Genomic DNA, 12,734 nt, shown 5'->3' with positions numbered 1-12,734 from the left:
CACCTGAATCCGGTAGGCTCTCAACTTTCTTGAAAGGAGCAACATCCATGGCCAAAGCCACTGCCCGTCACATCCTGGTTGCCAGCGAAGCCAAGTGCAACGAACTCAAAGCCGAGATCGAAGCCGGCGCCGACTTCGCCGAAGTCGCGAAAAAGAACTCCACCTGCCCGTCCAGCCGCGACGGCGGCAACCTGGGCTCCTTCGGCCCGGGCCAGATGGTCAAGGAATTCGACACCGTGGTGTTCAGCGCCCCGGTCAACGTCGTGCAAGGCCCGGTGAAGACCCAGTTCGGCTACCACCTGCTGGAAGTCACCAGCCGCCAGGACTGATCCCCTCGCGCTTGTGCCTGCTCAACGGCCCGCCTCCTGGTGGGCCGTTGCGCTTGTAAAAGCGGCTGGCCAGTCACAGGCCGCTAGCGTACAAATCGTGGTCATCGATCACCCGGCTCCTAAGGCTGACAATGCGACTGCTTTCCTCCACTGTGCTTTTCACCGTCCTGCTACTGGGCGCCGCGGGTGCCCAGGCGGCACCGCAACACGCCATGACCGTCTACGGCGAACCGGCCAAGTATCCCCAGGGCTTCAGCCACTTCGACTACGTCAACCCCCAGGCCCCCAAGGGCGGAACCCTGCGCCGCTCGGCCATCGAGATCGGCCGTTTCGACCATGTGCTGCCTTATATAGACAAGGGCATCGGCGTCTCCCAGCTCGACGGCCTGGTCTATTCGCCCCTGGCCCTGCGCTCCCTGGACGAGCCCTACACCGTCTACGGCCTGGTGGCACAGAAGATGGAGCGCGCCGAAGACGGCCTGTGGCTGCGCTTCTACCTCAACCCCAAGGCCCGCTTCGCCGATAACACGCCGATCACCGCCGAAGACGTGCGCTACAGCTACGACCTGCTGATGACCCAGGGCAGCATGCGCTACCGCACCCAGTTCGAGGACGTCAAAGGCGTCACCGTGGAATCGCCGCGGGTGGTGCGTTTCGACTTCAAGAGCAACGAAAACCGCACCCTGCCCCTGGATATCGCGACCCTGCCGGTGTTCCCCGAACACTGGTGGAAGAGTCGCGACTTCGCCGCTGGCGGTGGCTATGAAGCGCCCCTGGGCAGCGGCCCCTATCGGGTGGCCAAGGTGGATTCGGGCAACAGCATCACCTTTGCCCGCAACCCCGACTGGTGGGGCAAGGACCTGCCGGTCAGCCGCGGCCTGTACAACTTCGATCATTTCAGCGTCGAGTACTTCGGCGATATCGACGTCGCCCGGCAAGTGCTGCGCGGCGGCGCCTACGACTACAACCGCGAATTCTCCGCCACCGGCTATTCCATCGGCTACGACAGCCCGGCCCTGAACGACGGCCGCCTGCAAAAGGCCCACCTGGCCCGATCGGCGCCGCAACCGGCCCAGGGCTACGTGTTCAACCTCGACCGGCCGGTGTTCCAGGACCGCCGGGTGCGCCAGGCCCTGGCCATGCTCTGGGATTTCGAATGGAGCAACCGGCAGATGATGCGCAACCTCTACATCCGCCAGCAGAGCTTCTTCTCCAACACCCCGCTGGCGGCCCGCAGCCTGCCGGACGCCGAAGAGCTGAAGATCCTCGAACCGCTGCGCGGGCAGATCCCCGACGAAGTCTTCACCCAGGTCTTCGAAGCACCGAAAACCGACGGCAGCGGCGTGATCCGCGACAAGCAACTGCAGGCCCTGGCCCTGCTGGAACAGGCCGGCTGGAAAGCCGAGGGCGACAAACTGGTGAATGCCGACGGCGAACCCCTGAGCTTCACCTTCCTCATCACCCAGGGCTCCATCGAACGCCTGCTGCTGCCCTACAAGCGCAACCTGGCACAGATCGGCATCAGCCTGAACATCCGCCGCATCGACCCCTCGCAATACGTCAACCGCCTGATGGCCCGGGACTACGACATGATCGTCACCGGCTACCCGGTGACCACCTCACCGGGCATGGAGCTGCACAACTACTTCGGCTCGGCCGCGGCCAACGATCCGGGCTCCAACAACTACATGGTGCTCAAGAACCCGGCGGTGGACAGCCTGCTCAACGGCCTGGTGAAAGCTACCAGCCAGCCGGAGATGCTGCGCTACGCCCACGCCCTGGACCGGGTGCTGCAGTGGAACTACTACTGGATCGCCAACTACTACCCGCCCGGCACCTCCACGGTGTGGTGGAACCGCTTCGGCATGCCCAAGGTGCCGGCGAGCAACGACGAAGCCATCGAAAGCTGGTGGGAAGTCAGCAGCACCGCGCTGACCAATGAACAGATGGCCGCCGAGCTGATCCGCCGTGGCCAACCCGGAGGGCGCCACTGATGCCGGCCTACATCCTGCGGCGCCTGCTGCTGATCATTCCGACCCTGCTGATCATCCTTCTGGTGAACTTCGTCATCGTCCAGGCCGCTCCCGGCGGCCCGGTGGAACAGGCCATCGCCCGCCTGCAAGGGATCGGCGGCGGCGCGGTCGGCGGCTCCGCCGATGCCATGAGCAGCAGCGGCTCCCGAGCCAGCCGCGGCCTGGACCCCAAACTGATCCAGGACATCGAGAAGCAGTACGGCTTCGACAAGCCGGCCCACGAACGCCTGTGGCTGATGCTGAAAAGCTACGCCCGGCTGGACTTCGGCAAGAGCTTCTTCCGTGGCGCCACGGTCACCGACCTGATCCTGGAAAAAATGCCGGTGACCATCTCCCTCGGCCTCTGGGCCACCCTGATCACCTACCTGGTGTCGATCCCCCTGGGGATTCGCAAGGCGGTGCACCACGGCAGCCACTTCGACATCTGGAGCAGCACCGCGATCATCATCGGCTACGCCATGCCGGCCTTCCTGTTCGCCATGTTCCTGATCGTGCTGTTCGCCGGCGGCACCTCGCTGAACTGGTTCCCGGTGCGCGGCCTGGTCTCGGACAACTTCGAGCAACTGAGCACCCTGGGCAAGGTCGCCGACTACTTCTGGCACCTGGTGCTGCCAGTCAGCTCCCTGGTGATCGGCGGCTTCGCCACCCTGACCATCCTCACCAAGAACTCCTTTCTCAACGAGATCACCCGCCAGTACGTGGTCACCGCCCGGGCCAAGGGCCTGAGCGAACGCCGCGTGCTCTATGGCCACGTGTTCCGCAACGCCATGCTGCTGGTGGTGTCGGGGATCCCCCAGGCCTTCATCAGCGTGTTCTTCGCCGGCTCTCTGCTGATCGAGGTGATCTTTTCCCTCGACGGCCTGGGCCGCATGAGCTACGAGGCCGCGGTGTCCCGGGACTACCCGGTGGTGTTCGGCTCGCTGTTCATCTTCACCCTGTTCGGCCTCCTGATAAAACTGATCGGCGACCTGTGCTACACCCTGGTCGACCCACGCATCGACTTCGCCGCGAGGAACGCCTGATGCTCAAGCTTTCTCCCGTGGCCCGCCGGCGCCTGGACCGGTTCAAGCAAAACCGCCGTGGCTGGTGGTCGCTGTGGCTGTTCATCGGCCTGTTCATCCTGACCCTGGGCGGCGAGCTGATCGCCAACGACAAGCCGCTGGTGGTCAGCTACCAGGGCTCGTTGTACTTCCCGGTATTCAAGCGCTACACCGAGCAGGAATTCGGCGGCCAGCTGCCGTTCCAGGCCGACTACCGCAGCGACTACGTGCAGCAGCTGATCCGCAAGGACGGTGGCTGGCTGCTGTTCCCGCCGATCCCCTTCAGCGAAGACACACCCAACTACGACCTGACCCAGCCCGCCCCCAGCCCGCCGAGCAAGGTCAACTGGCTGGGCACCGACGACCAGGCCCGGGACGTGGCCGCGCGAGTGATCTACGGCGCCCGGGTGTCGATCCTGTTCGCCCTGGCCCTGACCGCCATCAGCGCCCTGATCGGCATCGCCGCCGGCGCCCTGCAAGGCTATTACGGCGGCTGGGTCGACCTCTTGGGCCAGCGCCTGCTGGAAGTCTGGTCCGGGCTGCCGGTGCTCTACCTGCTGATCATCCTCTCGGGGTTCGTCGAGCCGAATTTCTGGTGGCTGCTGGGGATCATGGCGCTGTTCTCCTGGCTGGCCCTGGTGGACGTGGTGCGCGCCGAGTTCCTGCGCGGGCGCAACCTGGAGTACGTCAAGGCCGCCCGAGCCCTGGGCCTGAGCGACCGCAAGGTGATCCTGCGGCACATCCTGCCCAACGCGATGAACGCCACCCTGAGCTACCTGCCGTTCATCCTCACCGGCGCCATCTCGACCCTCACCGCCCTGGACTTCCTCGGCTTCGGCATGCCCGCCGGCAGCGCCTCCCTGGGCGAGTTGATTGGCCAGGGCAAGCAGAACCTGCAGGCGCCGTGGCTGGGGCTGACGGCGTTTTTCACCCTGGCGCTGATCCTCTCGCTGCTGGTGTTTATCGGCGAAGCCTTGCGCGATGCCTTTGATCCACGATCTTGAAGCGGACGGTAGCAATGACTGACAACCTCATCGAAATCCGCCAGCTCAAGGTCAGCTTCGGCGCACAGACCGTGGTCCGCGACCTGAGCCTGGACATCCGCCCCGGCGAGTGCCTGGCCCTGGTGGGCGAGTCCGGTTCGGGCAAGTCGGTGACCGCCCACTCGATCCTGCAACTGCTGCCGCAGACCGGCTGCAGCAGCTCCGGTAGCGTGCGCTACCGCGGCCAGGAGCTGATGGGCAGCGACCCGGCGACCCTGCAAAAGCTGCGGGGCAACCGCATCGCCATGATCTTCCAGGAGCCCATGACCTCCCTCAATCCGCTGCACAGCGTGGAGAAGCAGATCGGCGAAACCCTGCTGCTACATCGCGGCCTGGGCGGCAAACAGGCCCAGGCGCGGATTCTCGAACTGCTGGAACTGGTGGGCATCCAGAAACCCCGTGAACGGCTCAAGGCCTACCCGCACCAGCTCTCCGGCGGCCAGCGCCAACGGGTGATGATCGCCATGGCCCTGGCCTGCGAGCCGGAGCTGCTGATCGCCGACGAACCCACCACGGCCCTGGACGTGACCGTGCAGCGCAAGATCCTGCTGCTGCTCAAATCCCTGCAGCAGCGCCTGGGCATGTCCCTGCTGCTGATCAGCCACGACCTCAACCTGGTTCGACGCATCGCCCAGCGGGTGTGCGTGATGAAAGCCGGGGAAATCGTCGAACAGGCCGACTGCGACACCCTGTTCCGCGCCCCGCAACACCCCTACAGTTGCGAGCTGCTGCACGCCGAGCCCGAAGGCCGGCCACTGTGTCGCGACAGCCGGGAAACCGTGCTGGAGGTGAACAATCTCAGCGTCGATTTCCAGATAGCCGGCGGTCTGTTCCGGCGCAAGCAATACCTGCGGGCAGTGGACGACATCAGCCTCAGCGTCGAGCAAGGCAAGACCCTGGGCATCGTCGGCGAGTCCGGCTCGGGCAAGTCGACCCTGGGCCAGGCGATCCTGCGCCTGCTGGATTCCCGGGGCAGCATCCGCTTCCAGGGCCAGGCCCTGGACGGCCTCGACCAGAAACAACTGCGGCCCTGGCGCAAACAGATGCAGGTGGTGTTCCAGGACCCCTTCGGCAGCCTCAGCCCGCGCATGTCGGTGGCGCAGATCATCAGCGAAGGCCTGGAAGTGCACAGCCAGTACGACGCCCGCCAGTGCGATGAACAGGTGATCCGCGCCCTGGAGGAAGTCGGCCTCGATCCCGACAGCCGCCATCGCTACCCCCACGAGTTCTCCGGCGGCCAGCGCCAGCGCATCGCCATTGCCCGGGCCCTGGTGCTCAAGCCGGCGCTGATCCTGCTGGACGAACCGACTTCGGCCCTGGACCGCACCGTGCAGAAACAAGTGGTGGCCCTGCTGCGCCAACTGCAGGAAAAGTACGGCTTGACCTACCTGTTCATCAGCCATGACCTGGCGGTGATACGGGCCCTGGCCCACGACATGATCGTGATCAAGGACGGCCAGGTGGTGGAGCGCGGCGCCAGCCACGACGTGTTCGACAACCCGCAGCACCCCTACACCCAGGAGCTGCTGGCCGCCGCCCACCCCGGCTGACCCGCCGCCGACGACCCTTTTTCGCAAGCTCGGCAGCGGCTACAGAAGGCGCGCGGTTCTTTGTAGCCGCTGCCGCAGGCTGCGAACGGCTGCGCAGCAGACGCTGCCCTCAAGGCCGCCGAAGGTCCTGCGGCCCTTTGCGCAGCCTCGCAGGCTCGGCAGCGGCTACAGAAGGTGTGCGGTTCTTTGTAGCCGCTGCCGCAGGCTGCGAACGGCTGCGCAGCAGACGCTGCCCTAGAGACCGCCGAAGGTCCTGCCGCCCTTTGCGCAGGCTCGACAGCGGCGACAGAAGGCACACTGTTCTTTGTAGCCGCTGCCGCAGGCTGCGAACGGCTGCGCAGCAGACGCTGCCCTCATGGCCGCCGAAGGTCCTGCGACCCTTTGCGCAGCCTCGCAGGCTCGGCAGCGGCTACAGAAGGCGCGCGGTTCTTTGTAGCCGCTGCCGCAGGCTGCGAACGGCCGCGCAGCAGACGCCGCCCTAGAGACCGCCGAAGGTCCTGCGGCCCTTTACGCAGCCTCGCCAAGGCTCGACAGCGGCTACAGCGCAACAACCGGGGCAGACTGCGGCATAATCGCCGCGCCCATTTTCAGGATGCCGCCATGAACGACAGCGAAAGCCTCAAGGATTACCAGCGTGTGCGCCAACTGGCGATCCGCTCGCTGTTCGAGATCATCGAGCAGTCCAGCGAAGGCACGGTGATCGTCGATCGCGACGCCAATATCGTCTGGATGAACGAGCGCTACGCCCGGCGCTTCGGCCTGGAATCGGCGGCCTTCGCCATCGGCAAGCCCTGCGAAAGCGTGATCCCCGGCAGCCTGCTGCGGGAAGTGGTACGCACCGGCCGCCCGATCCTGCTGGACATGCAGGACACCCCCAAGGAACCGCTGGTGGTGATGCGCCTGCCGATCCACGACGCCGCCGGCACGGTGATCGGCGCCATCGGCTTTGCCCTGTTCGACGAACTGCGCAGCCTGTCGCCGATGCTCAAGCGCTACCTGAGCATGCAGGAAGAACTGGCCTCCACCCGCTCTCTGCTGCGGGCCCGGCAGACCAAGTACAACTTCGCCCATTTCATCGGCACCAGCGCCGCCAGCCTGGAAGTCAAACGCCGGGCCCGACGCAGCGCCAGTGCCGAATCCCCGGTGCTGCTGCAAGGCGAAACCGGCACCGGCAAGGAGCTGCTGGCCCAGGCCATCCATGCCGCGTCGCCCCGGGCCCACAAGCCCTTTGTCAGCATCAACAGCGCGGCGATTCCCGAGGCGCTGCTGGAGGCGGAGTTCTTCGGCACCGCCCCCGGCGCCTTCACCGGTGCCGACCGCAAGGGCCGCGCCGGCAAGTTGCAGATCGCCCAGGGCGGCACCCTGTTCCTCGATGAAATCGGCGACATGCCCCTGCCCCTGCAAAGCAAGTTGCTGCGGGTGCTGCAAGAGAAGGAGTTCGAGCCGGTGGGCTCCAACGAAGTGATCCACAGCGATGTGCGGGTGATCGCCGCCACCTCCACCGACCTGGAAGCGGCGATCAAGCGCGGCGAGTTCCGCGCCGACCTGTACTACCGGCTCAACGTGCTGCCGATCCAGGTGCCGGCCCTGCGCGAACGCCTGGACGACCTGCCGGCCCTGAGCGAAGGGATTCTCGAAGAACTGCGCAGCCAGCATGAACTGGATCGCGAAGCCCTGGCCCTGCTGGCGCAACATGCCTGGCCGGGGAACATCCGCGAGCTGCGCAACGTGCTGGAACGGGCGGCGCTGCTCAGCGACGACCTGATACTCACTGCCGCGGACATTCGCGCGGCAATCGGCAGCTTCAGCCCGGTGCAGCGCGATGCGGCCTCGCTGCCCGCCGAGTCGCCGAGCCAGGAAACCTTCGCCGCGGCCCGGGAACGGTTCGACCGGCAACTGATCAGCGCCACCCTGGCGCAATGCGCCGGCAAGGTGGACGAAGCGGCGCGACGCCTGGGGCTGGGCCGTTCGACGCTGTACAAGAAGATGGCGGCCTTGGGGATTGCTGAGTCTCCATAAAGAGACATCAATCTCTATTTAGAGAAGTTACCGGCGTGCTCCGCGCTTTTCGCTGGCAAGCCAGCTCCTACGGCGCTCCGAACGATCTCTGTAGGAGCTGGCTTGCCAGCGAAGCGGCCGACCAATCCAAAAAAGTCTCAAAAAAGAGACAATCAACTCCGAACCGCCTCTAGAAAAATAAAAATACTCATACATTTCAACAACTTAAGTAGATGGCACAGTTCTCGCTATAACGCTCTCCACACGCAACACCCGACAACAATAACAATCCTGGAGAGACACACCATGAGTGTGATCATTGCCTTGGCAGCCCTGGCGCTGCTGATGCTGGCGGCCTACCGTGGCTACAGCGTCATCCTCTTTGCCCCCATTGCCGCCCTCGGCGCAGTGCTGCTCACCGATCCGTCCGCCGTGGCGCCCGCCTTTACCGGGGTGTTCATGGAGAAGATGGTCGGCTTCATCAAACTGTATTTCCCGGTGTTCCTGCTGGGCGCGGTGTTCGGCAAGCTGATCGAGCTGTCGGGCTTCTCGCGCTCCATCGTCGCCGCGGCGATCCGCCTGCTCGGCACTCGCCAGGCGATGCTGGTGATCGTGCTGGTCTGCGCCTTGCTGACCTACGGCGGCGTCTCGCTGTTCGTGGTGGTGTTCGCCGTCTACCCCTTCGCTGCCGAGATGTTCCGCCAGAGCAACATCCCCAAGCGGCTGATCCCGGCGACCATCGCCCTGGGCGCGTTCTCCTTCACCATGGACGCCCTGCCCGGCACCCCGCAGATCCAGAACATCATCCCCAGCACCTTCTTCAACACCACCGCCTGGGCCGCGCCCTGGCTGGGCGTGATCGGCACCATTTTCGTGTTCTGCGCCGGCATGCTGTTCCTGCAGCGCCAGCGCAACAAGGCGCACAAGGCCGGTGAAGGCTACGGCACCGAACTGCGCAACGAACCGGAAACCGCCGAGGACCTGAAGCTGCCCAACCCCTGGCTGGCGCTGTCGCCGCTGCTGCTGGTGGGCATCATGAACCTGCTGTTCACCCACTGGATTCCCCAGTGGTACGGCAAGACCCACAGCCTCAGCCTGCCGGGCATGGCCGCCCCGGTAACCAGCGAAATCGCCAAGCTCACCGCCATCTGGGCGGTGCAGGCGGCCTTGCTGGTGGGCATCCTGATGGTGCTGGTGTGCGGCTTCTCGGCGATTCGCAGCAAGCTCGCCGAGGGCAGCAAGAGCGCGGTCAGCGGTGCCTTGCTGGCGGCGATGAACACCGCTTCGGAATACGGTTTCGGCGCCGTGATCGCCTCCCTGCCGGGCTTTCTGGTGCTGGCCGACTGGCTCAAAAGCATCCCCAACCCGCTGGTCAACGAAGCCATCACCGTGACCCTGCTGGCGGGCATCACCGGCTCGGCCTCGGGGGGCATGAGCATCGCCCTGGCGGCCATGTCCGAAAGCTTCATCAGCGCCGCCCATGCCGCCAACATTCCCCTGGAAGTGCTGCACCGGGTGGCGTCCATGGCCAGCGGCGGCATGGACACCCTGCCGCACAACGGCGCGGTGATCACCCTGCTGGCGGTCACCGGGCTGACCCACCGCGAAGCCTACAAGGACATTTTCTGCATCACCCTGATCAAGACCCTGGCGGTGTTCGTCGTCATCGCCACTTTCTACGCCACCGGCATCGTGTGAGGTATTCATGAGCACTCTTTCTGGCAAGACCGCCCTGGTCACCGGCTCCACCAGCGGCATTGGCCTGGGCATCGCCCGAGTCCTGGCCAAGGCCGGGGCCAAGCTGATTCTCAACGGCTTCGGCGATGCCTCGAAGGCGATCGCCGAGGTCGCACAATTCGGCGGCCAGGTCGGCCATCACCCGGCGGACGTCAGCGACCCGGCGCAGATCGCCGAGCTGTTCGCCTACGCCGAACGGGAGTTCGGCGGCGTCGACATCCTGGTCAACAACGCCGGCATCCAGCACGTGGCGGCGGTGGAGGAATTCCCCGTGGAGCGCTGGGATTCGATCATCGCCATCAACCTGTCCTCGGTGTTCCACAGCACCCGCCTGGGGCTGCCGGGAATGCGCGCCAAGGGCTGGGGGCGGATCGTCAACATCGCCTCGGTGCACGGCCAGGTCGGTTCCGTGGGCAAGGCCGCCTATGTGGCGGCCAAGCACGGGGTCATCGGCCTGACCAAGGTGGTGGGCCTGGAAACCGCCACCAGCAACATCACCTGCAACGCCATCTGCCCCGGCTGGGTGCTGACCCCGCTGGTGCAGAAGCAGATCGACGACCGCGTCGCCGCGGGCACCGATCCGCAACAGGCCCAGCATGATCTGCTGGCGGAAAAGCAGCCGTCCCTGGAGTTCGTCACCCCGTCGCAACTGGGCGAGCTGGTGCTATTTTTGTGCAGTGACGCCGGCGCCCAGGTGCGCGGCGCGGCCTGGAACATCGACGGCGGCTGGCTGGCGCAATAACCCCGCCCCTGCCCCCCCACTCTTTCTGTGGCGAGGGAGCGTGCTCCCGCCGGGTCGCGTAGCGGCCCTAAAACCAGGCAACCGAGATTCAACGACAAAACGCGGTCGTCTGGTGGACGACCGCTACGCGGCCGAACGGGAGCACGCTCCCTCGCCACAATGAACGACAGCGCACACCGAACATAAGAAGAAATAGAGGCCTTGCATGTCCGACCTTCTCTGGCAACCCAGCGCCGAGCGCATCGGCAAGACGCGGATGGATGCCTTCCGCCGCTTCGTTAATCAGCGCCACGGTCTGAACCTTCACGACTACCCCAGCCTGCACCAGTGGAGCATCGACCAGCGCGAACGCTTCTGGCAGGCCATCGTCGACTTCTTCGAGGTCAGCTTCCACCAGAGCGCCGAATGCGTGCTCCGCGAAGGCCCGCAGATGCCCAGCGCGCAGTGGTTTCCCGGCGCCACCCTGAACTTCGCCGAGCACCTGCTCAAGCGCCGGGACGACGCAGTGGCGGTGGTGGCGATCAACGAAAGCCGCCAGCGCGAACAGCTGACCTACGCCGAACTGGCGGCCCAGGTCGCCGGCCTGCAACGCAGCCTGCGGGCGGCCGGGGTCGGCCTCGGCGACCGGGTCGCCGCCTGCATGCCCAACACCTGGCAAACCCTGGTGGCGATGCTCGCCAGTACCAGCCTCGGCGCGGTGTGGTCCAGCTGTTCGCCGGACTTCGGCACCCAGGGGGTGATCGACCGCTTCGGCCAGATCGAACCCAAGGTACTGATCACCTGCGCCGGCTATCGCTACGCCGGCAAGGACATCGACCAGACCGCCAAGGTCAATGAAATCCTCGAGCGCCTGCCGTCCCTGGAGCAGTTGCTCATCGTGCCCCATGCCCGTCCGCAAGCCCGGGTCGAGGACTTTTGCACCCAGGCCCGCGTCAGCGTGTGGGACGACTTCTACCGCCCCGGCGGCGAGCCCGAGTTCGTCCCGGCGCCCTTCGCCCATCCGCTGTACATCCTCTATTCCAGCGGCACCACCGGGGTGCCCAAGTGCATCGTCCACGGCACCGGCGGGGTGCTGCTGCAACACCTCAAGGAACACGGCCTGCACACCGACCTCGGCCCCGGCGAGCGGCTGTTCTACTACACCACCTGCGGCTGGATGATGTGGAACTGGCTGGTGTCGGCGCTGGCCACCGGCGCCAGCCTGGTGCTCTACGACGGCTCGCCCTTCCACCCGACCAATGAACACCTGATCGACCTGATCGATAGCGAATCCATCAATGTCTTCGGCACCAGCCCCAAGTACCTGGCCGCCCTGGAAAAGGCCGGCAGCCGGCCGCGCCAGAGTCACCGCCTGGACAGCCTGAAGACCCTGCTGTGCACCGGCTCGCCGCTGTCGCCGCAGAGCTACGACTACGTGTACCGCGAGATCAAGCGCGACCTGTGCCTGGCCTCGATGTCCGGCGGCACCGACATCGTCGCGTGCTTCGTCGCCGGTAACCCGATCCAGCCGGTACGCCGTGGCGAGATGCAGGGCAAGGGCCTGGGCATGGCCATCGAAGTGTGGAACGACCAGGGCCAGCCGGTGATCGGCGAGAAAGGCGAACTGGTGTGCACCCGGCACTTTCCGAGCATTCCGGTGGGCCTGTGGCACGACCCGGACCAGAGCAAGCTCAAGGCCTCGTACTTCAGCCTGTTTCCCGGGGTCTGGGCCCAGGGCGACTACGCCGAACAGCTGGCCGACGGCGGCTGGTTGATTCACGGCCGCTCCGATGCGGTGCTCAACCCCGGTGGCGTGCGCATTGGCACCGCGGAGATCTACCGCCAGGTGGAGAAGCTGGAACAGGTCCTGGAAAGCCTGGCCATCGGCCAGAGCTGGGAGCACGACGTGCGGGTGGTGCTGTTCGTGCGCCTGCAGGACGGCGTGGTGCTGGATGAGCCCTTGCGGGAACGGATCCGCCAGGTGATCCGCGACAACACCACCGCGCGCCACGTCCCGGCGAAGATCCTCGCGGTCACCGACATCCCCCGCACCATCAGCGGCAAGATCGTCGAACTGGCGGTGCGCAACCTGGTGCATGGCCTGCCGGTGAAAAACACCGACGCCCTGGCCAACCCCGAGGCCCTGGAGCAGTTTCGCGACCGCGAAGAACTGCGCCACTGACGACGGCCAACCGCCGCCGCCCCCTTCACGGCTCAGCACTGTAGCCGCTACCGAGCCCGCGAGGCTGCGCAAAGGGCCGCAGGACCTTCGACGATCTCAAG

At 65.7% G+C, this 12,734-nt stretch carries 9 protein-coding genes; all 9 read left to right on the top strand.

The features are described 5' to 3' along the window. The first annotated feature begins 47 nt into the window (after window positions 1–47). Window positions 48–329, top strand: a complete 282-nt coding sequence (locus tag ACMGG8_RS16635; protein WP_007924449.1) for a peptidylprolyl isomerase — start codon at window positions 48–50, stop codon at window positions 327–329. A 131-nt stretch (window positions 330–460) separates the two neighbouring features. After that, on the top strand, window positions 461–2,323 hold the full coding sequence (locus ACMGG8_RS16630) for an extracellular solute-binding protein (RefSeq protein WP_060839896.1): 1,863 nt from the start codon (window positions 461–463) through the stop codon (window positions 2,321–2,323). After that, window positions 2,323–3,384 carry a microcin C ABC transporter permease YejB gene (locus ACMGG8_RS16625; protein WP_060839897.1) on the top strand — a complete coding sequence of 354 codons (1,062 nt, stop codon included), beginning with the start codon at window positions 2,323–2,325 and terminating at the stop codon, window positions 3,382–3,384. The genes ACMGG8_RS16630 and ACMGG8_RS16625 overlap by 1 nt, the downstream gene beginning before the upstream one ends. Continuing rightward, entirely contained in the window at window positions 3,384–4,406 is a 1,023-nt protein-coding gene (locus ACMGG8_RS16620) for an ABC transporter permease (protein ID WP_060839898.1), read from the top strand. The genes ACMGG8_RS16625 and ACMGG8_RS16620 overlap by 1 nt, the downstream gene beginning before the upstream one ends. A gap of 14 nt (window positions 4,407–4,420) precedes the next feature. After that, complete coding sequence (locus ACMGG8_RS16615; RefSeq protein ID WP_060839899.1) at window positions 4,421–5,995, top strand: ABC transporter ATP-binding protein; 1,575 nt, start codon at window positions 4,421–4,423, stop codon at window positions 5,993–5,995. Between the two features lie 600 nt (window positions 5,996–6,595). Then, complete coding sequence (locus tag ACMGG8_RS16610) at window positions 6,596–8,014, top strand: sigma-54 interaction domain-containing protein (RefSeq protein ID WP_414157946.1); 1,419 nt, start codon at window positions 6,596–6,598, stop codon at window positions 8,012–8,014. Window positions 8,015–8,299: 285 nt separating this feature from the next. After that, a complete protein-coding gene (locus ACMGG8_RS16605) occupies window positions 8,300–9,691 on the top strand; it encodes a GntP family permease (protein WP_414157945.1) in 1,392 nt (463 codons plus the stop codon). Between the two features lie 7 nt (window positions 9,692–9,698). Beyond that, window positions 9,699–10,472 (top strand): 3-hydroxybutyrate dehydrogenase, encoded by a 774-nt coding sequence (gene hbdH / locus ACMGG8_RS16600; RefSeq protein ID WP_060839901.1) that lies wholly within the window; start codon window positions 9,699–9,701, stop codon window positions 10,470–10,472. Between the two features lie 205 nt (window positions 10,473–10,677). Continuing rightward, window positions 10,678–12,633 (top strand): acetoacetate--CoA ligase, encoded by a 1,956-nt coding sequence (locus ACMGG8_RS16595; protein ID WP_414157944.1) that lies wholly within the window; start codon window positions 10,678–10,680, stop codon window positions 12,631–12,633. Window positions 12,634–12,734 lie beyond the last annotated feature (101 nt).

It is taken from the genome of Pseudomonas sp. BNK-45, assembly GCF_047456255.1.
Lineage (GTDB): Bacteria > Pseudomonadota > Gammaproteobacteria > Pseudomonadales > Pseudomonadaceae > Aquipseudomonas.
This window is presented reverse-complemented; position numbering and strand designations above follow the sequence as displayed.